This window comes from Streptomyces sp. NPDC091280 (genome assembly GCF_044768565.1).
Taxonomy (GTDB): Bacteria; Actinomycetota; Actinomycetes; order Streptomycetales; family Streptomycetaceae; genus Streptomyces.
Map to the genome: position 1 here is coordinate 138,586 of NZ_JBIVUZ010000010.1, position 25,344 is coordinate 163,929.

General features: G+C 72.1%; 25 protein-coding genes and 1 riboswitch. Of the genes, 16 read left to right on the forward strand and 9 right to left on the reverse strand.

Annotated elements, in window-relative coordinates; translation table 11 throughout:
- Positions 1 to 36: 36 nt before the first annotated feature.
- Complete coding sequence (locus ACIQPR_RS29110; RefSeq protein ID WP_403654269.1) at positions 37 to 1,041, forward strand: LLM class F420-dependent oxidoreductase; 1,005 nt, start codon at positions 37 to 39, stop codon at positions 1,039 to 1,041.
- Positions 1,042 to 1,055: 14 nt separating this feature from the next.
- Here the strand turns inward: ACIQPR_RS29110 and ACIQPR_RS29115 are convergent, their stop codons facing one another.
- Positions 1,056 to 1,622, reverse strand: coding sequence for a hypothetical protein (locus ACIQPR_RS29115; RefSeq protein WP_403654271.1), 567 nt, complete (start codon positions 1,620 to 1,622; stop codon positions 1,056 to 1,058).
- A gap of 141 nt (positions 1,623 to 1,763) precedes the next feature.
- Between ACIQPR_RS29115 and ACIQPR_RS29120 the strand changes: the two genes are divergently transcribed.
- Complete coding sequence (locus tag ACIQPR_RS29120; protein ID WP_403654273.1) at positions 1,764 to 2,057, forward strand: hypothetical protein; 294 nt, start codon at positions 1,764 to 1,766, stop codon at positions 2,055 to 2,057.
- Positions 2,058 to 2,109: 52 nt separating this feature from the next.
- On the opposite strand, the gene ACIQPR_RS29125 is transcribed toward ACIQPR_RS29120, so the two are convergent.
- Genes ACIQPR_RS29125 through ACIQPR_RS29135 form a run of 3 tightly spaced genes read right to left on the reverse strand, consistent with a single transcriptional unit; the run spans position 2,110 to position 5,269 of the window.
- Positions 2,110 to 3,177, reverse strand: a complete 1,068-nt coding sequence (locus ACIQPR_RS29125; protein WP_403654275.1) for a prenyltransferase — start codon at positions 3,175 to 3,177, stop codon at positions 2,110 to 2,112.
- Entirely contained in the window at positions 3,174 to 3,908 is a 735-nt protein-coding gene (locus tag ACIQPR_RS29130) for a class I SAM-dependent methyltransferase (RefSeq protein ID WP_403654277.1), read from the reverse strand. Before ACIQPR_RS29130 ends, ACIQPR_RS29125 begins: the two co-directional genes overlap by 4 nt.
- Positions 3,902 to 5,269: a glycosyltransferase family 4 protein gene (locus ACIQPR_RS29135; protein WP_403654279.1), complete on the reverse strand. Its 1,368-nt coding sequence runs from the start codon at positions 5,267 to 5,269 to the stop codon at positions 3,902 to 3,904. Before ACIQPR_RS29135 ends, ACIQPR_RS29130 begins: the two co-directional genes overlap by 7 nt.
- A 222-nt stretch (positions 5,270 to 5,491) precedes the next feature.
- Here ACIQPR_RS29135 and ACIQPR_RS29140 point away from each other — a divergent pair, with 222 nt between their 5' ends.
- Together ACIQPR_RS29140 and ACIQPR_RS29145 are read left to right on the forward strand one after the other, a co-directional pair.
- Complete coding sequence (locus ACIQPR_RS29140; protein WP_403654281.1) at positions 5,492 to 6,118, forward strand: TetR family transcriptional regulator; 627 nt, start codon at positions 5,492 to 5,494, stop codon at positions 6,116 to 6,118.
- Positions 6,119 to 6,125: 7 nt separating this feature from the next.
- Positions 6,126 to 6,749, forward strand: a complete 624-nt coding sequence (locus ACIQPR_RS29145) for a 1,4-alpha-glucan branching protein (protein WP_403654282.1) — start codon at positions 6,126 to 6,128, stop codon at positions 6,747 to 6,749.
- A 50-nt stretch (positions 6,750 to 6,799) separates the two neighbouring features.
- On the opposite strand, the gene ACIQPR_RS29150 is transcribed toward ACIQPR_RS29145, so the two are convergent.
- Positions 6,800 to 7,033, reverse strand: a complete 234-nt coding sequence (locus ACIQPR_RS29150; RefSeq protein WP_403654284.1) for a ferredoxin — start codon at positions 7,031 to 7,033, stop codon at positions 6,800 to 6,802.
- A 7-nt stretch (positions 7,034 to 7,040) separates the two neighbouring features.
- Positions 7,041 to 8,498, reverse strand: a complete 1,458-nt coding sequence (locus ACIQPR_RS29155) for an aldehyde dehydrogenase (RefSeq protein ID WP_403654285.1) — start codon at positions 8,496 to 8,498, stop codon at positions 7,041 to 7,043.
- A gap of 128 nt (positions 8,499 to 8,626) precedes the next feature.
- On the opposite strand from ACIQPR_RS29155, the gene ACIQPR_RS29160 reads away from it, so the two are divergent.
- Positions 8,627 to 9,661, forward strand: coding sequence for an MBL fold metallo-hydrolase (locus tag ACIQPR_RS29160; protein WP_403654286.1), 1,035 nt, complete (start codon positions 8,627 to 8,629; stop codon positions 9,659 to 9,661).
- A gap of 42 nt (positions 9,662 to 9,703) precedes the next feature.
- Positions 9,704 to 10,165, forward strand: a complete 462-nt coding sequence (locus tag ACIQPR_RS29165; protein WP_403654288.1) for a nuclear transport factor 2 family protein — start codon at positions 9,704 to 9,706, stop codon at positions 10,163 to 10,165.
- On the opposite strand, the gene ACIQPR_RS29170 is transcribed toward ACIQPR_RS29165, so the two are convergent.
- Positions 10,144 to 12,300, reverse strand: coding sequence for an ATP-binding protein (locus tag ACIQPR_RS29170; RefSeq protein WP_403654290.1), 2,157 nt, complete (start codon positions 12,298 to 12,300; stop codon positions 10,144 to 10,146). The genes ACIQPR_RS29165 and ACIQPR_RS29170 overlap by 22 nt on opposite strands.
- A gap of 469 nt (positions 12,301 to 12,769) precedes the next feature.
- Here ACIQPR_RS29170 and ACIQPR_RS29175 point away from each other — a divergent pair, with 469 nt between their 5' ends.
- From ACIQPR_RS29175 to ACIQPR_RS29215, 9 genes are all read left to right on the forward strand, one after another.
- On the forward strand, positions 12,770 to 13,825 hold the full coding sequence (locus ACIQPR_RS29175) for a PP2C family protein-serine/threonine phosphatase (protein ID WP_403654292.1): 1,056 nt from the start codon (positions 12,770 to 12,772) through the stop codon (positions 13,823 to 13,825).
- Positions 13,826 to 13,923: 98 nt separating this feature from the next.
- Positions 13,924 to 14,055, forward strand: a riboswitch (cobalamin riboswitch).
- A gap of 92 nt (positions 14,056 to 14,147) precedes the next feature.
- On the forward strand, positions 14,148 to 15,365 hold the full coding sequence (locus tag ACIQPR_RS29180) for a prenyltransferase/squalene oxidase repeat-containing protein (RefSeq protein ID WP_403654294.1): 1,218 nt from the start codon (positions 14,148 to 14,150) through the stop codon (positions 15,363 to 15,365).
- Positions 15,362 to 15,985 (forward strand): SCO2322 family protein, encoded by a 624-nt coding sequence (locus tag ACIQPR_RS29185; RefSeq protein WP_403654296.1) that lies wholly within the window; start codon positions 15,362 to 15,364, stop codon positions 15,983 to 15,985. Before ACIQPR_RS29180 ends, ACIQPR_RS29185 begins: the two co-directional genes overlap by 4 nt.
- Positions 15,978 to 17,054 carry a CbiQ family ECF transporter T component gene (locus tag ACIQPR_RS29190; RefSeq protein ID WP_403654297.1) on the forward strand — a complete coding sequence of 359 codons (1,077 nt, stop codon included), beginning with the start codon at positions 15,978 to 15,980 and terminating at the stop codon, positions 17,052 to 17,054. Before ACIQPR_RS29185 ends, ACIQPR_RS29190 begins: the two co-directional genes overlap by 8 nt.
- On the forward strand, positions 17,051 to 18,721 hold the full coding sequence (locus tag ACIQPR_RS29195) for an ABC transporter ATP-binding protein (protein WP_403654299.1): 1,671 nt from the start codon (positions 17,051 to 17,053) through the stop codon (positions 18,719 to 18,721). Before ACIQPR_RS29190 ends, ACIQPR_RS29195 begins: the two co-directional genes overlap by 4 nt.
- Complete coding sequence (locus ACIQPR_RS29200; protein WP_403654301.1) at positions 18,718 to 19,590, forward strand: ECF transporter S component; 873 nt, start codon at positions 18,718 to 18,720, stop codon at positions 19,588 to 19,590. Before ACIQPR_RS29195 ends, ACIQPR_RS29200 begins: the two co-directional genes overlap by 4 nt.
- 305 nt (positions 19,591 to 19,895) lie before the next feature.
- The gene (locus ACIQPR_RS29205; RefSeq protein WP_019067160.1) at positions 19,896 to 20,312 is read left to right on the forward strand and encodes a transglycosylase SLT domain-containing protein; all 417 of its coding nucleotides are present in this window, start codon (positions 19,896 to 19,898) and stop codon (positions 20,310 to 20,312) included.
- 71 nt (positions 20,313 to 20,383) lie between these two features.
- Entirely contained in the window at positions 20,384 to 21,076 is a 693-nt protein-coding gene (locus ACIQPR_RS29210) for a YoaK family protein (RefSeq protein WP_403654303.1), read from the forward strand.
- A gap of 67 nt (positions 21,077 to 21,143) precedes the next feature.
- On the forward strand, positions 21,144 to 21,728 hold the full coding sequence (locus ACIQPR_RS29215) for a TerD family protein (protein ID WP_403654305.1): 585 nt from the start codon (positions 21,144 to 21,146) through the stop codon (positions 21,726 to 21,728).
- A gap of 57 nt (positions 21,729 to 21,785) precedes the next feature.
- On the opposite strand, the gene ACIQPR_RS29220 is transcribed toward ACIQPR_RS29215, so the two are convergent.
- A complete protein-coding gene (locus ACIQPR_RS29220) occupies positions 21,786 to 23,021 on the reverse strand; it encodes a cytochrome P450 (RefSeq protein WP_403654306.1) in 1,236 nt (411 codons plus the stop codon).
- 237 nt (positions 23,022 to 23,258) lie between these two features.
- Here ACIQPR_RS29220 and ACIQPR_RS29225 point away from each other — a divergent pair, with 237 nt between their 5' ends.
- Positions 23,259 to 24,428, forward strand: a complete 1,170-nt coding sequence (locus tag ACIQPR_RS29225; protein ID WP_403654308.1) for a steroid 3-ketoacyl-CoA thiolase — start codon at positions 23,259 to 23,261, stop codon at positions 24,426 to 24,428.
- On the opposite strand, the gene ACIQPR_RS29230 is transcribed toward ACIQPR_RS29225, so the two are convergent.
- Positions 24,412 to 25,317: a LysR family transcriptional regulator gene (locus ACIQPR_RS29230; protein ID WP_403654310.1), complete on the reverse strand. Its 906-nt coding sequence runs from the start codon at positions 25,315 to 25,317 to the stop codon at positions 24,412 to 24,414. The genes ACIQPR_RS29225 and ACIQPR_RS29230 overlap by 17 nt on opposite strands.
- Between the last annotated feature and the right edge of the window lie 27 nt (positions 25,318 to 25,344).

Below are 25,344 nucleotides of genomic sequence, written 5' to 3' on the forward strand. Positions count from 1 at the left end.
CTGACGAACCGTCAGATGGCGGACTGTGGAGGCGACATGCGGCTCGGTCTCGCACTCGGGTACTGGGGGCGCGGGCCCTCCGCCGACCATGTGCCGCTGGCCCAGGAGGCGGAGCGGCTCGGCTACGACTCGGTGTGGACGGCCGAGTCCTGGGGTTCCGACGCCTTCACTCCCCTGACCTGGATCGCCGCGCAGACCTCAAGGATCAAGCTGGGGACGGCCGTTGCGCAGATGGCGGCCCGCTCGCCGACCACCACCGCGATGCACGCGCTCACCCTCGACCATCTCTCGGGCGGGCGGATGATGCTCGGGCTCGGGCTGTCCGGGCCGCAGGTGGTCGAGGGCTGGTACGGGCGGCCGTTCCCCAAGTCGCCGCTGACCGCGACCCGGGAGTACGTCGAGGTCGTACGGCAGGTGCTGCGGCGGGAGGCGCCGGTCGAGTTGGCCGGGCGGTTCCACTCGCATCCGTACCGGGGCCCGGACGGGACCGGGCTCGGCAAGTCGCTCCGGTCCATCACCCACCCGCTCCGCTCCGACCTGCCGGTGCTGCTGGGAGCCGAGGGGCCGAAGAACGTGGCGCAGACCGCCCGAATCGCCGACGGCTGGCTGCCGTTGTACTGGTCGCCGAGCCGCCCCGAGGTCTACGGCACGACCGGCTTCCGGGACGGCTTCCTGGTGGCTCCCATGGCGCAGGTGAGGGTCTGCGACGACGTCGCCGAGGGACTGCTCCCGGTGAAGACGATGCTCGGCTTCTACATCGGCGGGATGGGGCACGCGGCCCGCAACTTCCACGCCGATCTGATGGCCCGCATGGGGTACGAGGAAGAGGCCCGGCGGATACAGGAGTTGTTCCTCGGCGGACGCCGGGAGGAGGCCGTCCTCGCCGTGCCGGACGCGTTCGCCGACGAGATCTCGCTCGTCGGCCCGCGCGAACGGATCGCGGAGCGGCTGGAGTTGTGGCGCAAGGGCCCGGTGACGGACCTGCTGGCCCTTGCGCCCGACCCGCACACGCTGCGGGTGCTGGCGGAGCTCAACTCCTAGGTACCGACAGGGACTCAGCCGCCGGCGAGTTGTCCCGCCGAAGGCACCTTGTCGGTCACCTCGGCGCCCGCGCTCTTCCCGGCGTCCTTGACCTTGTTGATGATGTCGTCGAAGGAACTCGCCGTCGCGTCGGTCGAGTCGCCCTTGCGGAGCTTGGACGGCAGGTCCTTGAGGGAGTCGATGCCGGCGGTCAGCGGGGCGAGCGCCTTGGAGAGCGTGGGGTCGCCCTGCGCGTTCTTCTTGGCCGCCTTGAGCCGGTTGTACGCGAACGCGCCCGCGAGGCCCGCCTTGACCAGGGCGAACCGGCGTCCGCTCGCGCCCTTCTTGAACTTGCCGGCCTTCCAGGGCTTCACGATCCACTGGTAGCTGGCACCGGCGGCGAGGCCCGCGTTCGCGACGAAGCGGGTCTTGGCCAGCCTCTGGCGCTCGGCGGTCGTGCTGGGGCTCGGGGTGGCCGCGGCCACGACGGCGGCGGTGTTCTCGGTGGCGTCGTCGGTGGCGCTGCCGCAGGCGGTGGCGCCGGCGAGCAGGGCGCAGCACAGGGTGAGCGCCACGAAGAGGCGCCGTATCGGTACGGGCACGGAATCCTCCGGGGTTCTCCCCGAGTGGGTGTCCTTACCCCGGCAGCCTCACCCGGCCCGGACGGTTGCGCCACCCGGGGGACGCCGTTCGGGTTCACCGGTGCCTGGTTTCAGCGCGGGCGGAGCGGCAATCCGGTGGGCATGTCCCCCTACTACCGACGCGGTTCGAACTCGGCCGGCAATGTCATCGTGATCATTGCCGACGTCATGGCCCTCATTCTGGCCCTGTGGATAGTGATGTACCTGTTGGACGCCAACCGCGCGAACGAGCTCGTGCAGTTCGTCCACCGCACGGCGAACTGGCTGGCCGGCTGGTCCCGTGACCTGTTCACCTTCGACGAGGCGTGGGCGCGGGTGGTGTGCGGCTACGGCCTGGCCGCGATCGTGTACCTCTTCATCGGCCACGCCATCGCCAACCGGGTGCATCGCTCCTGACCGGCGGGCGGGTGCGGGTGCGTCGTGGCTGGTCGCGCACACCGGCCCGCGCCTAACAACAGTCCGGGTCCAGCCCGCCCGGCAAATGCTCGGCCCCGAACACCGCGCACGTCGCGTCATGTCCGCCCAGCGCCGCCACCGCCAGCAGCAGCGACCCCGCGGTCCACGTCGTCAGCTCGCGCGGCCATACCGCGTCGTCCTCGAAGACGTAGCCCGTCCAGTACAGCCCGCTCTGCGCGTCGCGCAGATGCTGGATCGACTGGAGGATCTCCAGCGCGCGGTCGGACTCGCCCAACGCCCACAGCGCGAGGGCGAGTTCGGCCGACTCGCCGCCCGTGACCCACGGGTTGGGGACGACGCACCGCACTCCGAGTCCGGGCACGACGAACCGGCTCCAGCCCTCCTCCACACGGGACTTGGCCTCCGTACCGGTCAACGCGCCGCCCAGGACCGGGTAGTACCAGTCCATGGAGTAGCGGTCCTTGTCCAGGAAGCGTTCCGGATGCCGCCGGATGGCATGCCGTAGCGCGCCGACCGCCAACTCCCAGTCGGGCTGCGGCTCTTCGCGCTGTTCGGCGATGGCGAGCGCGCAGCGCAGCGCCTGGTGGATCGAGGAGGAACCGGTCAGCAGCGCGTCGGCCGTGTCCGTGCCGTCGTCCTCCCGCTTCCAGCCGATCTGCCCGCCCGGCTGCTGCAACCGCAGCACGAACTCGACCGCCGCGTACACCGTGGGCCACAGCCGGTCCAGGAACGTGTCGTCGCCGGTGGAGAGGTAGTGGTGCCAGACGCCCACGGCCACATAGGCGACGAAGTTGGTCTCGCGGCCCCGGTCGGTGACATCGTGCGCGTCGCCGTCGGCGTAGGCCGCGTACCAGGAGCCGTCCTCGTTCTGGTGCCGGGCCAGCCAGGTGTACGCCCGCTCGGCGGCCTCGTGTTCGCCCGCCGCGTCCAGCGCCATCGCGGCCTCGGTGTGGTCCCACGGGTCGAGGTGATGGCCCCGGAACCAGGGGATCGCCCCGTCCTCCCGCTGCACGGCGAGGATGCCGGCGACGGTCGCGGCGGCCTCCTCCGCGGTGAGGACCCCGGGCAGGACGAGGTGTTCTGTCCGGGGAGCGGTCACTTGGCTTCCGCCAGGGGGAGGTGCGGCTTGGTCGCGTAGGCCACGAAGCTCTTGCCGATCAGCGGGTTCAGCGCCTGTTCGGCGACCCGGGTGGCGAAGGGTTTCTTCATGATGTCCCAGACCAGCAGCTTGTGGTACGCCTGCACCGGCAGCGCCTTGTCGTTGTCCACGCCGAACGCGCACTTCAGCCACCAGTACGGGGCGTGCAGCGCGTGCGCGTGGTGGGTGCCGTAGGGCTTGAGGCCGGCCTCGCGGATCCTGGTGAGGAGTTCGTCCGCCTTGTAGATGCGGATGTGGCCGCCCTCGACCTCGTGGTAGGCGTCCGAGAGGGCCCAGCAGACCTTCTCGGGGCCGTAGCGCGGGACGGTGATCGCGATCCGGCCGCCGGGCTTGAGGACCCGGACCATCTCGGCGAGCACGCCCTTGTCGTCCGGGATGTGCTCCATGACCTCGGAGATGATCACGACGTCGAACGACTCGTCGGGGAAGGGGAGTTGGAGCGCGTCGCCCTCCATCGCGGTGGCGGTGGCGCCGGCCGGGACCTCGCCGGCCTCCTCCATCGCCGCGAACCACTTGGCGACCTCGCGGATCTCCTCGGCGTTCTGGTCGAGGGCGACGACCCGCGCGCCTCGCCGGTAGCACTCGAACGCGTGCCGCCCGCCGCCGCACCCGAGGTCCAGGACACGGTCGCCAGGGGCGAGCGGGAACCGGGAGAAGTCGACGGTCAGCACGTGGCCCTGCTTTCGGGAGAGATGCCGGTGGCACTGGTGGAGGACGGTGATGGAGAGGTCGTACGGCCCGCGATGGCCTCGCGGTACCTGGCCGCCGTGCCCTCGGCGGCCCTGGCCCAGGTGAACCGGGCCAGTACCCGTTCGCGTCCGGCCCGGCCCAGCCGTGCCCGCAGCTCCGGGTCGGCCAGCAGGCGGCTCAGCGCGGTCGCCAGGGCGCCGGGGTCCCCCGGCGGCACCGCGAGGCAGGTCTCGCCGTCGCGCCCGGTGACCTCCGGGATGGCCCCGCCGGTCGTCGCGACGACCGGTGTCCCGGTGGCCATCGCCTCCGCCGCCGGGAGCGAGAAGCCCTCGTAGAGCGAGGGGACGCAGGCGACCTCGGCCGAGCGGACGAGGTCGACGAGTTCGGCGTCGGAGATGCCCTTCACGAACTCGACGGCGCGTTCGAGGCCGTAGCGCTCGACGGCCTGGGCGACCGGGCCCTGGGTGGGGCGTTTGCCGACGACGATCAGGTGGGCGTCGGGGTGTTCGGTGCGGACCTTCGCCAGGGCCTCGACGAGGAAGACGAGGCCCTTGAGGGGGACGTCCGCGCTGGACGTGGTGACGATCCGGCCCGGCACCCGGGGTATGGAGGGGTCCGGGGAGAACTGGTCGGTGTCGGCGCCGATGTGGACGACGTGGATGCGGTCGTTACGGACGCCGAGGTGGTCGACGATCTCCTGGCGGGAGGTGCCGGAGACGGTGAGGACGGACGGCAGGCGGCGGGCGACGCGCTTCTGCATGCGGGTGAAGGCGTACCAGCGGCGCTTGGACATCCGCTGGCGGCGGTTCTCCGCCGCGTCCAGCTCCAACTGCCGGTCCACGGTGATGGGGTGGTGGATCGTCGTCACCAGGGGCGCGCCGACGTCTCCCAACAGCCCGTAGCCCAGCGTCTGATTGTCGTGCACGACGTCGAACTCGCCGCGTCTGGCGCGCAGATGGCGGCGGGCGCGGAGCGAGAACGTGAGGGGTTCGGGGAAGCCGCCGGTCCACATCGTGGCGACTTCGAGGGCGTCGATCCAGTCCCGGTACTCGTCGCGCTTCGGGGTGCGGAAGGGGTCCGGGGAGCGGTAGAGGTCGAGCGAGGGCAGCTCGGTCAGCGAGACGCCGTCGCAGCCCTCGTCGAGGACGGGGTAGGGCTGCGAGCCGATGACCTCGACGCGGTGCCCGAGGCGGGCCAGTTCGCGGGAGAGATGGCGGACGTAGACGCCCTGGCCACCGCAGAACGGGTTCCCTTTATAGGTGAGGAGTGCGATACGGAGCGGTCGCTCGCCGTCTGCTGCGGAGTCCTCCTGGGGACCCGCCTGACTGGCCTCAGCGGTCACTCTGAGCCCCCTTCTGCCTGCACTGTCCCGCGAGATTACGCCGGGACGCTAATCTAGAACAAGTTTCAGACTTGATCGTCCAGGAGGTTCTGAATCTACCGGCCGGTACGGGCGCTGTGAGAAGTGGATCAGGTGATTCACACCACGGCCGGCGCCCTGCCATGATCGGTCCGATCACCCGCCCTCACCGACAGTCACGGAAGCAGTCACGGAACGGGAGCCATGCCAGTGGAGACCAAGCCCGAAGCCACTGCGCGGACCTCGCCGCCCCTCACCGAGCGGCAGGAGGCGCGCCGGCGCCGCATCCTGCACGCGAGCGCCCAGCTGGCCAGCCGGGGCGGCTTCGACGCCGTGCAGATGCGGGAGGTCGCGGAGTCCTCGCAGGTCGCGCTCGGCACGCTGTACCGGTACTTCCCGTCCAAGGTGCATCTGCTGGTCGCCACGATGCAGGACCAGCTGGAGCACATGCACGGCACGCTGCGGAAGAAGCCGCCGGGCGGCGAGGGCGCGGCCGAGCGGGTCGCGGAGACCCTGATGCGGGCGTTCCGCGCCCTCCAGCGCGAGCCGCATCTCGCCGACGCGATGGTCCGCGCGCTGACCTTCGCGGACCGCAGCGTCTCTCCCGAGGTCGACCAGGTCTCCCGGCAGACCACGGTGATCATCCTGGACGCGATGGGCCTGGAGCACCCGACGCCGGAGCAGCTCTCCGCCGTCCGCGTGATCGAGCACACCTGGCACTCGGCCCTGATCACCTGGCTGTCGGGCCGCGCGTCCATCGCCCAGGTGAAGATCGACATCGAGACGGTGTGCCGCCTCATCGACCTCACGGAGCCGGGCACCGACCGATAATCGGGGCATGTCGATCATCCACCGCACGGATCTCAGGCCCACCAAACTCGAACTCCTCACCACCTGGCTGCCCACCCGCCCCTGGTATCACGGGCCCGCCGCACCGGAGTTGGTGAAGGCGGGCGGTTTCCGGCTCGACGACCCCGAGGGCGAGGTCGGCATCGAGTTCATGGTCGTCACCGCCGGCCCGGCGGCCCATCTCGTACCGCTCACCTACCGGGCCGCCCCGCTCCCCGGCGCCGAAGCCGCCCTGGTCGGCACCATGGAGCACGGCGTGCTCGGCCCGCGCTGGGCCTACGACGGCTGCCACGACCCGGTGCTGACCGCCGAGTTGGCGGCGCTCGTCGAGGGGCGGACCCGGGCGCAGGCGCAGAGCGTCTCCCACACCCTGGACCGGGAGGTCGCCCGTTCCTGGACCGGCACGGTGCCCGTCCCCGCCCTCGGCGCGCCCGAAGACACCGACAAGGCGACCGAGTTCGCCGTACCGGACGGGCCGACCCTGCGGCTGGAACGGGTACTGACCCCCGGCTCCACGGCGCCCGAGGGCGCGCTCGGCCAGGTCACCGGCGTCTGGGCACAGCCCGACGGCACCCGCGCCCGCGCGCTGTTCGCCGCCCTCCTGATCACCTGACCGCCTGATCGCCCAGGGCTCCAACTCCCCTGCCGCTCCCGCTGCTCCAGCTACTCCTCCGGCGGGAACACCGGCTCCCCGCTGCCCAGCAGGGTGATCATGATGGCCTCCACCGGGCAGCCCTCCGCCGCCGCGAGGATGCGCTCGTTGGCGTCGGTCTCCGGTTCGGCCGGGTGGGACTGCATGGCCGAGTCGAGGCGGAAGCGGCCGGGGGCCTGGTGGACGCACTGGGCCGAGCCGATGCAGACGGAACGGTCGACCTCGACCTGCCAGCGGTCGCCCATCCCCCGTTCACCCCTCCCAGCCGGCGGGGAGGTGGATCATCTTGTGTTCGAGGAACTCGGAGAAGCCCTCGGGCCCGAACTCCCGTCCCAGACCGCTGTTCTTGTAGCCGCCGAAGGGGCCGAGCATGTCGAGGCTGAAGGTGTTGACGTTGTAGGTGCCGGTGCGGACCTGGCGGGCGATGTCGATGCCGTGGGCCACGTCCCCCGTCCACACGCTGCCGCTCAGCCCGTAGTCGGAGTCGTTCGCGATCTTCACGGCCTCGCTCTCGTCGCCGTACGGGAGAAGGCAGATGACCGGGCCGAAGATCTCCTCGCGGGCGATGCGCATGGAGTTGTCGACGTCTCCGAAGAGGGTCGGCTCCACGTACCAGCCGCGGTCGAGGCCGGGTGGACGGCCGCCGCCGGTGAGGATCTTGGCGCCCTCCTCCTGGCCGATGCGGATGTAGTCGAGGTTGCGCCGCTGCTGGCGCTCGGCGACCAGCGGGCCGACCTGGGTGGCCGGGTCGAGCGGGTCGCCGACCACGAGGGCGCTCGCCGCCGCCGCGAAGGCGTCCGCGAACTCGTCGTAGCGCGAGCGGGGTACGAGGATGCGGGTCTGGGCGACGCACGCCTGGCCGTTGTTCATCCAGGCCGCCGAGACGATGCCGGGGACGGAGGTCGTGAGGTCGGCGTCGGGCAGTACGATCGCCGCCGACTTGCCGCCCAACTCCAGTGTCACGCGGGTGAGATGACGGGCGGCGACCTCCATCACGCGCTTGCCGGCCGCGACCGAGCCGGTGAAGGAGATCTTGTCGATGCCGGGGTGTCCGACCAGGTACTCGCTGACCTCGCGGTCGGCGGGCAGGATCGACAGGACACCGTCCGGCAGCCCGGCCTCCTTGGCGATCTCGCCCAACAGATAGGCGTCCAGGGGCGCTTCGGGCGACGGCTTGAGGATCACCGTGCAGCCGGTGAGCAGCGCGGGGGCCAGCTTGGCGGCGGCCACGAACTGCGGGACGTTCCACGGGACGACGGCGGCCACGACCCCGACCGGCTCCCGCCGTACCAGGATCTTGCCGAGGACGCCGTCGCGCCGTTCCTCGTAGGTGAAGTTCTTCGCGACGGTGATCGCCGCGTCCCACACCATCATCGCGCCGAGGGCCTGCCCGAGGATGCTCCAGGAGTACGGCGACCCGTTCTCGGAGGAGATGACGCGGCCGATCTCCTCGTACCGGGCGGCTATCGCGTCCTTGATGCGGGTGACGACGGCGAGCCGTTCGTCGAGTGTCATGCGCGGCCAGGGTCCTTCGTCGAAGGCCCGGCGGGCCACGGAGACCGCGCGGTCCACGTCCTCCTTCGACGCGTGCGGGACGCGTCCGATGACCTCCTCCGTGTGCGGGGAGATCACCTCGATGACGTCCTTGCCCAGGGGGTCGGTCAACTCCCCGCCGATGAACAGCTGTCGGTGTTCCACGAGCTCCGTCATGGCCGAACGCCTCCCCGGTACCGCTGCCTGAACCGCAGTCTGACGATCCATCAGATACGAGCACTGAATACCAGTTCCGGTCGATGGAGTCCACGTATAGTGGCCGGAAGGCGGCGATTGGGGAGTCCATGACGTCCACGGGTCAGGTCCGCGACCACGGCGGCGGTGTTCGGTCCATCGAAGTCCCCATCCCCGACAACCCACTTGGGACCACACTCGTCTACGTCGTCGACACCGACCGCGGCCCGGTCCTGGTCGACACCGGCTGGGACGATCCGGCCTCCTGGGACACCCTCGTCGCGGGCCTCGAAGCCTGCGGCACGGGGGTCGGCGAGGTGCACGGCGTGCTCATCACCCACCACCACCCCGACCACCACGGCCTGTCCGGGCGGGTGCGCGAGGCGTCCGGGGCGTGGCTCGCGATGCACGCGGCGGACACGGCGATCGTACGGCGGGCCCGTTCCACCGAACCGGGCCGCTGGCTGGCGTTCATGACCGCGAAGCTGGCGGCGGCCGGTGCCCCCGAGGAGCATCTCGCGCCGCTGCGCGCGGCCCGCCCGCGCAGTGTGCCGGGGCTCGCGCCCGCGCTGCCCGACCGGGAGATCGTGCCCGGCGAACTCCTCGACCTGGCGGGGCGGCGACTGCGCGCGATCTGGACGCCGGGCCACACCCCGGGCCATGTCTGTCTGCACCTGGAGGAGGAGCATCCGGCCCAACTCCCCGGCCAGGGACGGCTGTTCTCCGGCGACCACCTGCTCCCCGAGATCACCCCGCACATCGGCCTGTACGAGGACCCGGACGACGCCACGATCGCCGACCCGCTCGGCGACTACCTCGACTCGCTGGAGCGGATCGGGCGGCTCGCGCCCGCCGAGGTGCTCCCGGCGCACCAGCACACCTTCACCGACGCGCCGGGCCGGGTAAGGGAGTTGCTCGCCCACCACGAGGACCGCCTGACCGGCCTGCTCTCCCTGCTCGCCGAACCGCTCACCGCCTGGCAGGTCGCGGAGCGGATGGAGTGGAACCGGCCCTGGGCCCAGATCCCCTTCCCGTCGAGAAACATCGCGGTGTCCGAGGCGGAGGCCCATCTACGGCGACTGGTGAAACTGGGACAGGCGGAGGTCATGACGGGGAGCGAACCGGTGACGTACGTGGCGGTGTAATTCGGTCGTGGAGGACGGGGTGCTGCTGGTACCAACGACCGCATGGACCTGGACCCTTCGCAGCAGCTCATCGCCGAACGTGCCTGTGAGCGCGTCGTCCTGGACTTCGTCCGCCAGCTCGATCTCGGCGAACCGTCCTCCGTCGCCGAACTGTTCACCGAGGACGGCAGTTGGGAGTGGCCGGAGGGGAACCGGCTGATCGAGGGGCGGCAGGCGCTGCGGACGTACTTCGGCGCCCGGCCCGCCGACCGGCTCTCGCGGCGCCTGATGTCGAACGTCCTGGTCACCCTCACCTCCCCCGGCTCGGCGATCTCGACGGCGTACTTCACGACGTACCGGATCGACGGCCATCACGGCGGCCAGGTGCCCGCCGGACCACCGGTCCAGGTCGGGCACTACGAGGACACCTTCCGCCGGGTGGAGGGGAGTTGGCTGATCGCCACCCGGACCCTGTTCCTGCCGTTCGGCGGGCCGACCCCGCGTCAACGGCGGCTCGTCGCATAGCTGATCCCCTCGTCGTAGGACATCGCCAGGCCCGCCCGGTAGCCGGTCGTGTAGGCGGTGTCGCCGAGGTGGGCGCGGACGCGGAGTTCGCAGGTGCGGCGGGTGGCGATCAGGTCCGGGGAGTCCATCTGGGCACGGCCGGTGAGTTCCCACAGGCGGGTGCCGATGCCGAGGAGGCGGGCCGCGCGGTGGGCGTCGCCCGCGGCGACGACGGCGGCGGCCAGCAGGTCGAGGGACATGGCGGCGCCGACGGTGTTGTGCAGCAGGGCGTGACCGGCGACCGAGGTGCGGGCGCCGAGCACGGCCGCCGGCAGGTCGCCGCGCGCCAGGTCCGCCTGGGCGATCAGGTAGTCGGCGAAGGCCCCGCACCAGTACTCGCCCTGTTCACGGCCGACCGTGCGCACCTCGTCGGCGACCGCACGGCCGCGCTCGAACTCGCCGCGCAGCACGTGCGCGAGGGACAGTGCGAGCCGCGCCTGCAACTGGGCGGCGCCGAACCCGTCGTCCTGGACGGGGAGTTGGGGCGCGGCGGCGAGGACGTCGATCGCCTCGGCCTGCCGTCCGGTGAGGGCCAGGTGGCCGCCCCTGAGGTAGACGGCGGCGACCTGGGCGACCGGGGAGCCCTGTTCGCGGGCCGCGTCGGCGCAGCGCACCGCCCAGTTGGCCGCCGCCTCCTGGTCCCCCTGGAGGATGGCGACCGCGCCGCGCGACCACACGGCGAGGGTGCGGCCGGGGCCGGGCGGCGAGTCGGTGGCGAGGGCCTGGTCCAGGCAGTGCTGGGCCTCGCGGAGGTAGCCGCAGTGCCGCCACAGGAAGCCGACGTGGCCGGCCATCTCCACGGCCGCGTACCACCGTTCGCCGGCCGGCTCGGCGAGCGCGCAGTCGACCGCGGCACGCAGATTGGCGTGTTCGGTCAGCACGCGCTCGCACCAGGCGACCTGCCGTCCGGTGTTCCACTCGGCGCAGCCCTCGCGGGCGAGGCGGGCGTAGTGGTCGCGGTGGCGCCGTCGTACGGCGTGTTCCTCACCGAGGGCGTGCAGCCAGTCGGCGCCGTACTCGCGGACGGTGTCGAGCATCCGGAAGCGGGCCGAGATGACGGGGTCGGGCAGCACGATGGACTGGGCCACGAGCCGGTCCAGCAGCCCGGCGATCCGCTCCTGCGGCAGCGGCCCGCCCGCGCAGACCTGCCGTACGGCCTCCAGGCAGAAGCCGCCGCTGAAGACGGACAGCCGCGCCCACAGCAGCCGTTCGAGCGGGGCGCACAGTTCGTGGCTCCAGCCGATGGCGGTGCGCAGGGTCTGGTGGCGGGGCGGGCGTTCGCCCGGGGCGGAGACCAGCAGGTCGAGGGGCGAGGACGAGAGCGGGGGGACGGGCGGCGCGGACGGGTCCGGCGATGACGGTAAGGCGGACGGGTCCGGTAAGGACGGTAAGGGCGGGGGGACGGGCAGGCGTTCGCCGAGGCCGGCGTGGAGCTGGTCGAGGCGGGTGTGGAGCTGGTCGAGGCGGGTGTGGAGCTGGTCGAGGGTCAGCTCGGTCAGGCGGGCGGCGGCCAGTTCGAGGGCCAGCGGGATGCCGTCGAGGCGGCGGCAGACGGCCACGGCGGTCGCGCGGACGGCCGGATCGTCGGCGGGCAGCGGGCGTCCGGCGGCTGCGGCGCGCTCGGCGAACAGTTCCACGGCGTCACCGGCGCCTGGTCCGGTGGGGGCGCCGGGGCGGTCGTCCACGGGCAGCGGCGGGAGGCGCAGGACGTCCTCGCCGGGCAGTGCGAGCCGTTCCCTGCTGGTGAGCAGGAGGCGCAGTCCGGGCAGGCGGGAGCGGAGCGCGGCGGTGAATCTGGCGCAGTCCGCGAGGACGTGTTCGCAGGAGTCGAGGACGAGCAACAGCCTTCTGCCGTGGGCCCATTCGGCGATGACGTCGATCACCGGCCGGGTGGACTGGTCGACGAGCCGGAGAGTCTCCATGACGGCGAGATCCACGAGTCCGGAGGTGCGCAGGGGGGACAGCTCGGTCAGCCACACCCCGTCGGGATACGCGTCCCGGACCCGCGCCGCCGCACGCAGCGCGAGCCGGGTCTTGCCGACGCCGCCGACCCCGACGACACTGACCGGCCGGGCAGACCCGGTGTCCGGGTCCAACGCGGCCCGCAGCCGGTCGAGTTCGACGCGCCGCCCGACGAAACCCGGCGTCTCCGGCGGCAGATTCCCATGGCCCGCATGGTGGTCCCCATGGCTTCCGTGGCTTCCATGGCTCCTGTCGTTCCCATGGTCCCCATGGCTCGCATGACTCCCATCGCTCCCATCGCTCCCATGGCTGTCGGCGTCGCGCGGGTTCCCCCGGTCGGTCCTGTCCGGCACGAGGCCAGTGTGTCCGTACGTCGGCGACGGCGTGCGCGGGTCCGGGAACCGCGCCCACGGCTGTCCGGAAAAGCCCTGAGGCCACCGGAACGGCCACCCTTTTCGATCATTCGTCGTCCCGGTCGGACGACTTGTGATCGAGGGCCGGTCAACTCCCCCGTGCGGCAGGTACGGAGCCGCGAATTCCGCGATCGTCATGACGTGAACGCGGGGGACATGGGGACATGAGGGACATGAAGACGCGAGAGGCATGAACACGATGAACGGGGGCGGTCGCTTGCTCGTCGCACCGGCCGGCTGTCTGCTGGCGGCCACGCCGGGCCTGCTGATCGGCCGGGTGCAGCCGGTCCTGCCGCTGCTGGCGCTCGGCCCGCTGATGGCCGCCACCTTCCTGGGCGCCCGCCGGACCCTCCTGGTCTGCTGCTGGACGGTGCTGCTCGCGCTGGCGGCGGGCCTCGGCTCGGACGCGCAGCTGAACGCCGGGTTCGCCGTCCGCTGGGGCGCGCTGCTGGTCGGCTGCGCGTGCGGTGTGTACGCGGCACGGCGGCACGGCCGGCTGCGGGCGCGGCTCGCGGAGGCGCGGGAGGTGGCCCGGATCACCCAGGAGGCGATCCTGCGGCCCGTCTCCCGCACCCTCTCCGGCACCCAGGTCAGCACCCGCTACCACTGCGCGCACCCCGAGTCCTCCGTCGGCGGCGACCTGTACGACCTCGCGGTGACGCCGTACGGTCTGCGGGTGCTGGTCGGGGACGCGCGCGGGCACGGGCTCGACGCGCTGCGGACGGCCGCCGACACACTCGTCGGGTTCCGTGAACTCGCCTCTACGGCACCGGACTTGACGACCCTGGCGAAGGCGCTGGACGCCCGGCTGGCGCCCGGTCTCGGTCCGGAGGACTTCGTCACGGCGGTGCTGGCCGAGTTCGGTCCCGGCGAGGTGCGGCTCGTCAACTGCGGCCATCCGGCGCCCCTGCGCTCCGGGCAGCGCCTGGAACTCCTCGAACCCCGGGTCCCGGCACTGCCGTTGGGACTGTGCCCGGACCCGCAGCAGTACCGGGTCCGTCTCCAGCCCGGCGACCGCCTCCTCCTCTACACGGACGGCCTCACCGAGTCCCGCGCCCTCGACGGCACCCCGTTCGCCCTGCTCACCGAGTGCGCGACGGCGCTGAGCGAACCGACACCGGACGCGGCACTGCACGCCCTGTACGAACGCCTGCTCGCCCACACCGGCGGACCGCCCACCGACGACCTGGCACTGGTCCTGTGCCAGCCGACGGGGGTCGGGGCGGGGGCGCCGGTCCGGGTCTGAGACCGGTTCCGGACCGGACCGGCCGTCGACCGGCTCCGGCCGGCCTGGTGACCGCACGACCGCGGCCGGGCACCCCCTCCCCACAGCCGACACCCAGGTTCCCCGTAGAGTGACCGGGTCGTCATCACACCCGTACGGGGGAAAGCCGGTGCAATTCCGGCGCTGACCCGCAACCGTGATCCGTCCCTCCGGGGCCGGTGAGCCGGACCGCCCCGTACGGTACGTGACCGGCTCGCACGCGCCGTCGAGGAATACGGAGCCGAGCCGCCCGGGGGTGTTCCCGTGCTGCCCTGCTCCCCGTAGGGGAAGGCATCCGCCGATCATGAACGTCCGCCGCAGCGCCGCGGCCCTGGCCGTCGGCATCACCGTCACCGTGAGCGCCGCGACACCCGTCGCCGCCGCCGGTCCGTCCCCGTCGCCCTCCGTCGCGATACCCGCCGGGCTCTACGGCACCTCCGACCCCACCTACGACGGCGTGTGGCGTCAGTCCCTGGCCCTGCTCGCGCAGGACGCGGTGGGTGTGCGGCCCGCCGACAGCGCGGTGGCGTGGCTGGCCGGGCAGCAGTGCGCCGACGGGGCCTTCGCGGCGTTCCGGGCCGACCCCGGCAAGGCGTGCGACGCCAAGGTCGTGGTCGACACGAACAGCACGGCCGCCGCCGTACAGGCCCTCGCGGCGCTGGCCGGTTCCCACGACGCGCGGGTGGCCAGGGCCGTCGCCTGGCTGAAGTCCGTCGAGAACCCGGACGGCGGCTGGGGATACTCCCCCGGCGGTGCCAGTGACGCGAACTCCACCGGCGTCGTCATGGACGCGCTCGGCGCCGCCGGAGTGACCGTGCCGAACGTCCGGAAGGACGGGAAGTCCCCCTACGACGCTCTCCGGAAGCTGGCGCTGCCCTGCGACGGCGGTACGGACGCGGGCGCCTTCGCCTACCAGCCGGACAAGAAGGGCGGGCTGGTCGCCAACGCGGACGCGACGGCCGCCGCCGTGCTCGGCCTGGCCGGCCAGTCGCTCGCCGGGAGCCGGCGGGACGACGCCGGGGCCCCCGCGGACTGCGCGCGGCCGGACTCCGGCGCCTCCGGGACGACGCTGAGCCGCAACGGCGCCCGCTGGCTCACCCGGGCCCTGGCCAAGGACGGCCACCTCACCACGGCCCTCCCGGGCGCCGAGCCGCAGCCCGACTACGGCAACACGGCCGACGCGGTCGTCGCGCTGTCGTCGCTCGGCCTGCACGACCAGGCCGCGAAGCCGCTGCGCTGGCTGGAGACCCACGCGAAGGCGTGGGCCGCGCGGGGAGGTCCGGCCGCCTACGCGCAGCTCGTGTTCGTGGCGACCACCGCGAAGGGCGCCGACGTCCACGACTTCGGCGGCCAGGACCTCGTCTCCCTGCTGAACGCGACCGGCCCGGAGGTCAGGGCGGCCTCCGACGGCAACGATGGTTCCTCGGAGGTCGCTTGGGCGGTCGGCGGCGCTCTCCTGGTCGTGGCCGCGGCCGGTGCCGTGCTGTTCGTCCGTGGCCGCGGGCGTGGGCGGCAGCAGTGACCCGCCGCCCCTCCCCCGTCCGCGTCCCCGTCCTCCTGCTCACCGCGCTCGTGCTCGCCGTCGCCGCCAACTCCCCCGCCCAGGCGGCCGGTTACCGCTACTGGTCGTTCTGGGACCGCACCGGCACCCACTGGACGTACGCCACCCAGGGCCCCGCCACCAGCCGTCCCGCCGACGGGGACGTGCAGGGCTTCCGCTTCGCGGTGAGCGAGGACTCGGCCGACGCGCGGCAACCCCGGGGCCCGGCAGTCGACTTCACGTCGATCTGCGCCAAATCCCCGGCCGTGGACGGGAAGAAGCGCGTCGCTCTCGTCATCGACTTCGGCACGGCGTCCGACGCGCCCTCCGAGGAGACCCCGCCCGCCCGCCGTACCGCCTGCGCCACCGTCTCCCCCGACGCCACGACGGCAGAGGCGCTCGCGGCGGTCGCGAAGCCGCTGCGCTACGACCCGAACGCCCTGCTGTGCGCGATCGACGGCTACCCGGACCAGGGCTGCGGGGAACAGACCACCCCGGCACACCACGAGGACCACGCGCTGGGTCTGACGGCGAGCGCGGCGGTCATCGCGCTGCTGGCCGCGGCGGCGGTGTGGCAGGCCCGCAGGCGCGGACATGCGTGAGCGGAGCGGGCCCGACTCCATCCACCCGGGCGCCTGGTGGACCTGGTCCCTGGGGCTCGCCACCGCCGCCACCCGCACCACCAACCCCCTCCTCCTCACCCTCCTGATCACGGTCACGGCCTACGTCGTGGCGACGCACCGCACCTCCGCCCCCTGGTCCCGCTCCTACGCCGCCTTCGCGAAACTCGCCCTGGCCGTCCTCCTCGTCCGCCTGTTCTTCGCGACAGCCCTCGGCTCGCCCGTCCCCGGCACCCACACCCTCCTCACGCTCCCCGAAGTCCCGCTCCCCCACTGGGCGCAGGGCATCCGCCTGGGCGGCGAGGTCACCGCCGAGGGCCTGGCCTTCGCGTTCTACGACGGTCTGAGACTGGCCGCGCTGCTCGTCTGCGTCGGCGCGGCGAACGCCCTGGCGAACCCGGCACGGCTCCTGAAGTCCCTGCCGGGCGCCCTGTACGAGACCGGTGTCGCGGTGGTCGTGGCGCTCACCTTCGCCCCGAACCTCGTCGCCGACGTCCGCCGGCTGCGCGCCGCCCGCCGCCTCCGTGGCCGTCCCGACCGCGGCCCGCGCGGCCTGCTCCAGGTCGGACTCCCGGTCCTGGAGGGTGCGTTGGAGCGCTCGGTCGCCCTGGCCGCCGCGATGGACGCGCGCGGTTACGGCCGCAGCGCACAGGTGCCCGCCTCCGTACGGCGCACGACGAGCGCCCTCACGCTGGGCGGGCTGCTCGGGGTGTGCGCGGGGACGTACGGACTGCTCACGGCCGAAGGTGGCGGCTACGGGCTGCCGTTGCTGCTCGCCGGAGTCCTCGCCGCGGCGGCGGGGCTGCGGCTCGGCGGCCGTCGTACGCTGCGCACCCGCTACCGCCCCGACCCGTGGGACCGGCGGGCGTGGCTGGTCGCCGGGTCGGGGGCGGCGGTCGCCGCGCTGCTCACCGCCGCCTCCGTCCTGGACCCCGGCGCGCTCACTCCCGGTGCGGTGCCGCTCGTCGCGCCGACCCTTCCGCTCTGGCCGGCCGCTGCCGTACTGCTGGGCCTGGCCCCCGCGTCACTCACCTCCAGGGAACCGTCATGATCCGCTTCGAGGATGTCTCCGTGACGTACGACGGAGCCGCACAACCCGCCGTCCGGGGAATCGACTTCGAGGTCCCGGAGGGCGAACTCGTCCTGCTGGTCGGCCCGTCGGGGGTCGGCAAGTCCACGGTGCTCGGCGCGGTGAGCGGGCTGGTGCCGCACTTCACCGGCGGCACCCTGCGCGGCCGGGTCACGGTCGCCGGCCGCGACACCCGCACCCACAAGCCGCGTGAACTCGCCGACGTGGTGGGCACGGTGGGCCAGGACCCGCTCTCCCACTTCGTGACGGACACGGTCGAGGACGAACTCGCCTACGGCATGGAGTCGTTGGGTATTGCCCCGGACGTGATGCGCCGTCGCGTCGAGGAGACCCTCGATCTGCTGGGCCTCGCCGGACTGCGGGACCGCCCGCTCGCCACCCTCTCCGGCGGTCAGCGGCAGCGCGTCGCGATCGGTTCCGTCCTCACCCCGCACCCGGACGTCCTCGTCCTCGACGAGCCGACTTCCGCCCTGGACCCGGCCGCCGCCGAGGAGGTGCTCGCCGTCCTCCAGCGCCTGGTCCACGACCTGGGGACCACGGTCCTCATGGCCGAACACCGGCTGGAACGGGTCGTCCAGTACGCCGACCGGGTCGTCCTGCTCCCGGCCTCGGGCGCGCCGCCGGTCCTGGGCGGCCCGGCGGAGGTGATGGCGGTGTCGCCCGTGCACCCACCGGTCGTGGCCCTGGGCCGGCTCGCCGGGTGGACGCCCCTGCCGCTCACCGTGCGGGACGCGCGGCGCCGGGCGGACGGATTGCGGGAGCGCCTGGCCGGACGCGAACCGGCGCGCGGCGCGGCCCCGTTCACCGGTCGGCTCCCCGACTCCCGGCCGGCGAAGGGCCGTTGGCGCTCCCGCAGGAGTACCGCCCCAACCGGCGCCCGCACGGCGGAAGTCCGGGCCCTGTCCGTCCGGCGCGCCGGTGTCGACGCGCTGCGCCGCGTCGACCTGACCATCGCCCCGGGCGAGACCGTCGCCCTCATGGGCCGCAACGGCGCCGGCAAGTCCACACTCCTCAACACCCTCGTCGGTCTGGTCGCGCCCACCTCCGGATCGGTCCAGGTGGGCGGCCTCACCCCGCATCGCACGGCGCCCCGGGACCTCGTACGCCGTGCGGGTCTCGTCCCGCAGGAGCCCCGCGACCTGCTGTACGCGGACACGGTCGCCGCCGAGTGCGCGGCGGCCGACACGGACGCGGACGCCGAGCCGGGCACCTGCCGGGCCCTCGTCCGCGAACTCCTCCCGGGTGTGACCGACGACACCCACCCCCGTGATCTCTCCGAGGGGCAGCGCCTCGCGCTCGCCCTCGCGATCGTGCTCACGGCGCGCCCGCCCCTCCTCCTGCTCGACGAGCCGACCCGGGGTCTCGACTACGCGGCCAAGTCCCGGCTGGTGGCGATCCTGCGCGCGCTCGCGGCCGAGGGGCACGCGATCGTCCTGGCCACCCATGACGTGGAACTCGCCGCCGAACTGGCCCACCGGGTCGTCCTCCTCGCCGACGGGGAGGTGATCGCGGACGGCCCGACCGCCGAGGTGGTCGTGGCGTCCCCGTCCTTCGCCCCGCAGACGGCCAAGATCCTCGCCCCGCAGCGATGGCTGACCGTCGCCGAAGTACGGGAGGCCCTGGCATGACAAGGGCAAGGACAAGGACAAAGACAGGGAGGACGGGGACAAGGAGGACGGGGAGCACAGGTGTGGGTCCGATCCCCCTCTCCCCCCGCTCCACCGCCGCCCTCGCCCTCGTCACCGTCACCGGGGTCGCGGCCTTCACCTGGCCCTTCCTCGCCCCGCCCGGTTCGCGGGTCGCCGCGCACGCGCGGGACGCGCCCTGGCTGTTCGCGGGGCTGCTCGTGCTGCTCGTCGCCGTCGCGGCGGCGGCGGTCGCGGAGTCGGGGCTCGGCCCCAAAGCGGTGGCGATGCTCGGTGTGCTCGCCGCGACGGGTGCGGCCCTGCGCCCCGTCGGCGCCGGTACGGCCGGTATCGAGCCGATGTTCTTCCTGATGGTGCTGAGCGGACGCGTCCTGGGACCCGGTTTCGGGTTCGTGCTCGGCAACGTCACGATGTTCGCGTCGGCGCTGCTGACCGGCGGGGTCGGCCCGTGGCTGCCGTTCCAGATGCTGGCGATGGGCTGGTTCACGCTGGGCGCGGGCCTGCTGCCGGGCCGGGAGCGGCTGCGCGGCCGTGCCGAGATCGCGGTGCTCGCCTGCTACGGCTTCCTCGCCGCGTTCGCGTACGGCACCGCGATGAACCTGGCCGGCTGGCCCTTCATGGGGGCGATGGCCTCGTCGGTGGCGTTCGACCCGGGGGCGGCGGTGGCGGCGAATCTGGCCCGGTTCGTCGCGTACTGCCTGGCCACCTCGCTGGGCTGGGACCTGGGGCGGGCGGTCGTGACCGTCGTGCTCACGCTGACCGCGGGTCCGGCGCTGCTGCGGGCGCTGCGCCGGGCGACGCGGCGGGCGGCCTTCGAGACGCGGGTCACTTTCGACGGACGAACCGGGTGAAGCGTCCCACATGACGCATGTCACCAACGATGTGGATTAGTAGGGCACAGGCGTGGCATGTACGCGACTTAAAGGCCTCTGACCTGCGATTTGAGAGCCACGTCACACAGTTGACGATTCACCCACATGCGACCACAACTAGTAAAAGGGGTCTTTGCGGACACGGATCGAGAGTGCTTCTGTGGAGCAGTCGCACGGCGCCGACGAGTCCTCACGGGCCTCGGCGCCGACGCCTTGCCGGGGCCGCGCACCGCGTGACACCGGCGGGCGTACGACGTCTCTGTCCCCTAAGAAACAGGTTCTCCGTGTCCGTCTCCCGCATCGTCGCCCGCATCGCCTCCCCGAAGAAGGCCCTGACCGCCGCCGCCCTGGCCGCCGCCACCACCGGTCTGGTGCTGACCTCGGCTCCCGCCCAGGCCGCGACGACCTCCGCCTCCTCCGCCCAGGCGATCGCGCACAAGATGATCCCGAGCGCCGCGCAGTACAACGCGTTCAGCAAGATCGTCGAGCACGAGAGCGGCTGGAACGTCACCGCCACGAACTCCTCCTCCGGCGCCTACGGCCTGGTCCAGGCGCTGCCCGGTTCGAAGATGGCCTCGGCCGGCTCCGACTGGAAGACCAACCCCGCCACGCAGATCAAGTGGGGCCTGGACTACATGAACTCCCGCTACGGCTCCCCCGCCGCGGCCTGGAGCTTCTGGCAGTCCAACGGCTGGTACTGATCACCGGCCCCCACACGCACGCACGCGGCGGCGGTCCCCGGCACACCGGGGGCCGCCGCTACATTGCGTTCATGGACCAGAACACACAGCCCAAGTCCTACGACCGTGAGGCGCGCGGGGTCCGGCTGGTGGCCGTCCTGCTCGGGCTGACCATGGTCAGCGGGCTGATCGACGCGGCGAGCTATCTGGGGCTCGGGCACGTCTTCACCGCGAACATGACCGGCAACGTGGTGGTCCTGGGCTTCGCCGCCGCCGGGGCGCCCGGTTTCTCGGTGTCGCGCACTCTCACGTCCCTGGGCGCGTTCCTGGTGGGCGCGGCGGTCGGCGGCCGGATCGCGGTACGGATGGACACCGGCTCGCGCCGGAAGTGGGCCCGGGTGAGTCTGGGCGCGGAGGCGCTGCTGGTGGGCGTGGCCGCGGTGATCGCCTGGGCGGCACCGGGCGACAGCGCCACCACGCATCCGCTGATCGCCCTCACCGCCTTCGCGATGGGCCTGCGCAACGCGGCCGTCCGCAAGCTCAAGGTCACCAGCTTCTCGACCACCACCGTGCTGACGATGACCCTGACCGGCCTGGTCGCCGACACGGTCGCGGGCGAGCGCTGGGGCCCCGCCGCGTTCCGCCGGCTCTCGGCGGCTCTGTCGATGGCGGGCGGCGCGTGCGTCGGCGCCTGGCTGGTCCTGCACCACGACCTGCGCTACCCACTCCTGCTCGCGGCCCTGGTGGCCGGGGCGTTCGCCGTCATCGCCTCAGGACGGGAGTAGCCCAAAGGCGGGTCAAGAAGGCAGAATTCGTGCGTCTGAGTCCCACGATCAAGAGGATCGATCACGCATGATCACGCTCACGAAGGAAGACGGTCCGGCGGATCTGGACGGAGTGACCCATCTGGAGATCGGGGCGTCCTGGGACCCCTCCGTCGGCAGCAGCGGCGGCATCATCGGGAAGCTGCGGCAGAAGGCCGGCACCGACCTCGATCTCATCGCCATCGCGATGCAGGGTCCGGACCCGGTACGGCTCGCGGGGCTCGACTCCGTGGACCCGCTGGGCAACGGTTCGCTGGTGCACAGCGGTGACAACCAGACCGGCAAGGGCGAGGGCGACGACGAGACGGTGACCGTCGACCTCGCGCGGATACCCGGCAACATCACGTCGATCGTCTTCGTCGCCGCCGCCTACAAGAAGGGCAGCTCCTTCCAGAAGGCACGCAACATCGCCTTCAAGGTGTACGACGCGACCGGCGGCAGCACCCAGCAGGTCGCCGAGATCTGGCCCAACCTGCTCAGCGACCACAACGGCTGCGCGGTCGCCAAGGCGATCCGCGACGGCGCCAGTTGGAAGCTCCAGGTCATCAACGAGACCGGAAAGATCAAGCAGGGCGACGAGCGGGAACTGATGAAGTTCGCCGTACGGAAGTAAGCACGGCGGTGGGTGAGGACGGGCCGGCGGCGCCGGGATGCCGCCGGCCCGAGTCTCTCAACCCATCGTCACCTGAAGCTCCTTGACGCCGTTGATCCACGCCGAGCGCAGCCGCCGCGGGTCGCCGGTCAGGGTCAGGCCGGGCATCGCGTCCGCGATGGCGTTGAAGATCAGGTCGATCTCCAGGACCGCGAGGGACTTGCCGAGGCAGTAGTGCGGGCCCCCGCCGCCGAAGCCCAGATGCGGGTTCGGGTCGCGCATGACGTCGAACTCGTCGGGGTTCTCGAAGACTTCGGGATCGTGGTTGGCGGAGGCGTAGAAGATGCCGACGCGGTCGCCCTTCTTGATCCGCTTGCCGCCGAGTTCGGTGTCCTGGGTCGCCGTCCGCTGGAAGGCGTTGACCGGGGTGGCCCAGCGGACGATCTCCTCGGCGGCGGTCGAGGGGCGTTCGCGCTTGTACAGCTCCCACTGCTCGGGGTGGGTGAGGAACGCGTGCATGCCGTGGGTGATGGCGTTGCGCGTCGTCTCGTTCCCGGCGACCGACAGCATGAGCACGAAGAAGCCGAACTCGTCGGAGTTCAGGTTGCCCTCGTCCTCGGCGGCGACCAGGGTGCTGACGATGTCGTGGGCCGGGCACTGCTTGCGCTCGGCGGCCATTCCCATGGCGTACGCGATGAGTTCGGCGGCGGACTCGGCGCCGACCTGTTCCGTGATCGCGTACTCGGGATCGTCGTAGGCGATCATCTTGTTGGACCACTCGAAGATCTTGACGCGGTCGTCCTGCGGGATGCCGATGAGTTCGGCGATGGCCTGGAGGGGCAGTTCGCAGGCGACCTCGGTGACGAAGTCGAAGGGGCCCGAGTGGGCGCGGGCGCCCGCCACGATGGCCTGGGCCCGGTCGCGCAGGCGTTCCTCCAGGGCGCGGATCGCCCGTGGGGTGAAGCCGCGCTGGACGATCTGCCGGACCCGGGTGTGTTCGGGCGGGTCCATGTTGAGCAGGATCAGCCGCTGGGCGTCGATCGAGTCGCGGTCCATGTGCTCGTTGAAGCGGATGATCGCCGTGTTGAGGGTCGAGGAGTAGATCTCCGGGTGGGTGGAGACGTACCGGACGTCGGCGTGCCGGGTGACGGCCCAGTAGCCCTCGTCCTGGAACCCCGCGATGTTCGCGGGCTGCGGGATCCAGCGGACCGGTTCGGCCGCGCGCAGCTCGGCGAACTCCGGCAGGGGCACGCGGTGGTGGAGCAGGTCCGGGTCGGTGAAGTCGAACCCGTCGGGGAGAGCTGGACAGGGCATGGACACTCCAGCTTGGTTCTGACGGTCAGATTCTGACGGTCCATCAGGAATGACGTGAAGGTAATAACGGGTTCTAGAAGTCGCAAGGGGTACGGCAACCCGAATTCCCTGCACGACACTTGCGGTTGTGGATGGGCTGTCAGCAGACTGCACACAGAACTAGAACGCGTACTAGTTCTGCGTGGCGGGTGGCCGGGACGCCCGCGCCGCGCGGTGGACGAGGAGAGGACGTGTCCCATGGCCGCGGAACCCGTCATCGTGGAAGCCGTACGCACCCCCATCGGCAAGCGCGGCGGCGCGCTCGCCAATCTGCATCCCGCCTACCTGCTGGGCGAGACCTACCGTGAACTCCTCGGCCGCACCGGCATCCACGCCGACTGCGTCGAACAGATCGTCGGCGGCACGGTGACCCACGCCGGCGAGCAGTCCATGAACCCCGCGCGCACGGCCTGGCTGACCATGGGCCTGCCCTACGAGACGGCGGCGACGACCGTCGACTGCCAGTGCGGCTCCTCGCAGCAGGCCTCGCACATGACCGCCAACCTGATCGCGGCGGGCGTCATCGACGTCGGGATCAGCTGCGGTGTCGAGGCGATGTCCCGGGTGCCGCTGGGCTCGGGGTCCAAGCACGGGCCGGGCAAGCCGTTCCCGGACGAGTGGAACGTGGACCTGCCCAACCAGTTCGAGGCCGCCGAACGCATCGCCCGCAAACGGAACCTGACCCGCGAGAACGTCGACTCGCTCGGTCTGATCTCGCAGGAGCGGGCGGCCGTCGCCTGGTCCGAGGAGCGCTTCAAGAAGGAGACGTTCGCCGTCCAGGTCCCGACGACGGAGGACGAGCAGCGGGCGGGCCTCGGCATGTGGCGGCTCGTCGACCGCGACGAGGGCCTGCGCGACACCTCGATGGAGGCGCTGGCGAAGCTGAAGCCGGTCATGCCCACCGCGGTCCACACGGCGGGCAACTCCTCGCAGATCAGCGACGGCGCCTCGGCCATCCTGTGGGCGTCGAAGCGGATGGCGCGGGCGCTCAAACTCCGCCCCCGGGCGCGGATAGTGGCTCAGGCGCTGGTTGGATCGGACCCCCACTACCACCTCGACGGGCCGATCGACGCGACGCGTGCCGTGCTCGGCAAGGCCGGCATGACCCTCAAGGACATCGACATCGTCGAGATCAACGAGGCCTTCGCGTCGGTGGTGTTGAGCTGGGCGCAGGTCTTCGGCCAGGACCTGGAGAAGGTCAACGTGAACGGCGGTGCGATCGCCCTCGGCCATCCGGTCGGGGCCACCGGCGCCCGTCTCATCACCTCCGCCCTGCACGAACTGGAGCGCGCGGACAAGGAGTTCGCGCTGATCACGATGTGCGCGGGCGGCGCGCTGGCGACCGGCACGATCATCCAGCGGCTGTAGCCGACCGGTCGGCGGGAGCGGGGATCAGATGATCCTCGGCACAGGCGCGGAAGACCGCGAGCAGTCGGCGGTCCTCCTCGCCCGCGCGGGTGGCCAGGACGACCGGAATGGAGTCGACGCCCGCCAGCGGGACCGTGGTCAGATCGGGCCGCAGGCCCTTCATGACGGCACCCACCGGAACGAGCGCCACCGCCTCGCCCGCGGCGATGAGTTCGAGCTTGTCCTCCAGGTTCTTGATGAGCGGCCCGTCCGGCGCGGGCCGCCCGTCGGGGCGGGGATCGACCCGCCAGAACGCGTTGAACTCCGCGTCGGGGAACCGGGGTACGGGCTCGTCCGCGATGTCGTCGAGGGTGACGTACTCCTTCCCGGCCAACCTGTGCCCGACCGGAATCAGCAGCACCCTGGGCTCCTCGTAGAGGACCGTCACGCTCAACCCCTCGGCGGCGAACGGGAGTCGGCCCACGATCACGTCCACCCGGTGCTCCAGCAGGGCGGACGGCACCTCGCCCCAGCCGAGGAAGGAGTGGTGCACCTCGGCGTCCGGGCAGCGGGCGCGCAGGGCGCGGACCGCCGGGGTGACGATGAGCCCGGTCATGTACCCGATGACGATCCGGCTCGGCGCCCCGGCCGCCCGCGCCACGGCGGTCGCCTCCGCCGCCGACCGCAGCAGCGCCTCGGCACGCGGCAGGAACGCCGCCCCCGCCTCGGTGAGTTGGGTGCCCTGCGTGTTCCGCTCGAAGAGCCGCACCCCCAACTCGCCCTCCAGCCGCCGGACATGACGACTGAGGGACGGCTGCGCGAGATGCAGTACGGCCGCCGCCCGCCCGAAGTGCAGTTCCTCGGCGACGACGGTGAAGCAGCGCACCAGCCGCAGATCCAGATCAGCCATACGACGACTGTACGTCCGCACGAGCTG

What these genes read in the sequence shown, in the direction of transcription:
- ACIQPR_RS29110 (WP_403654269.1), top strand. Translation starts at nt 37, where the DNA reads ATGCGGCTCGGTCTCGCACTCGGGTACTGGGGGCGCGGGCCCTCCGCC.
- ACIQPR_RS29120 (WP_403654273.1), top strand. Translation starts at nt 1,764, where the DNA reads ATGTCCCCCTACTACCGACGCGGTTCGAACTCGGCCGGCAATGTCATC.
- ACIQPR_RS29140 (WP_403654281.1), top strand. Translation starts at nt 5,492, where the DNA reads ATGCCAGTGGAGACCAAGCCCGAAGCCACTGCGCGGACCTCGCCGCCC.
- ACIQPR_RS29145 (WP_403654282.1), top strand. Translation starts at nt 6,126, where the DNA reads ATGTCGATCATCCACCGCACGGATCTCAGGCCCACCAAACTCGAACTC.
- ACIQPR_RS29150 (WP_403654284.1), bottom strand. Translation starts at nt 7,033, where the DNA reads ATGGGCGACCGCTGGCAGGTCGAGGTCGACCGTTCCGTCTGCATCGGC.
- ACIQPR_RS29155 (WP_403654285.1), bottom strand. Translation starts at nt 8,498, where the DNA reads ATGACGGAGCTCGTGGAACACCGACAGCTGTTCATCGGCGGGGAGTTG.
- ACIQPR_RS29160 (WP_403654286.1), top strand. Translation starts at nt 8,627, where the DNA reads ATGACGTCCACGGGTCAGGTCCGCGACCACGGCGGCGGTGTTCGGTCC.
- ACIQPR_RS29165 (WP_403654288.1), top strand. Translation starts at nt 9,704, where the DNA reads ATGGACCTGGACCCTTCGCAGCAGCTCATCGCCGAACGTGCCTGTGAG.
- ACIQPR_RS29175 (WP_403654292.1), top strand. Translation starts at nt 12,770, where the DNA reads ATGAACACGATGAACGGGGGCGGTCGCTTGCTCGTCGCACCGGCCGGC.
- ACIQPR_RS29180 (WP_403654294.1), top strand. Translation starts at nt 14,148, where the DNA reads ATGAACGTCCGCCGCAGCGCCGCGGCCCTGGCCGTCGGCATCACCGTC.
- ACIQPR_RS29190 (WP_403654297.1), top strand. Translation starts at nt 15,978, where the DNA reads ATGCGTGAGCGGAGCGGGCCCGACTCCATCCACCCGGGCGCCTGGTGG.
- ACIQPR_RS29195 (WP_403654299.1), top strand. Translation starts at nt 17,051, where the DNA reads ATGATCCGCTTCGAGGATGTCTCCGTGACGTACGACGGAGCCGCACAA.
- ACIQPR_RS29200 (WP_403654301.1), top strand. Translation starts at nt 18,718, where the DNA reads ATGACAAGGGCAAGGACAAGGACAAAGACAGGGAGGACGGGGACAAGG.
- ACIQPR_RS29210 (WP_403654303.1), top strand. Translation starts at nt 20,384, where the DNA reads ATGGACCAGAACACACAGCCCAAGTCCTACGACCGTGAGGCGCGCGGG.
- ACIQPR_RS29215 (WP_403654305.1), top strand. Translation starts at nt 21,144, where the DNA reads ATGATCACGCTCACGAAGGAAGACGGTCCGGCGGATCTGGACGGAGTG.
- ACIQPR_RS29220 (WP_403654306.1), bottom strand. Translation starts at nt 23,021, where the DNA reads ATGCCCTGTCCAGCTCTCCCCGACGGGTTCGACTTCACCGACCCGGAC.
- ACIQPR_RS29225 (WP_403654308.1), top strand. Translation starts at nt 23,259, where the DNA reads ATGGCCGCGGAACCCGTCATCGTGGAAGCCGTACGCACCCCCATCGGC.
- ACIQPR_RS29230 (WP_403654310.1), bottom strand. Translation starts at nt 25,317, where the DNA reads ATGGCTGATCTGGATCTGCGGCTGGTGCGCTGCTTCACCGTCGTCGCC.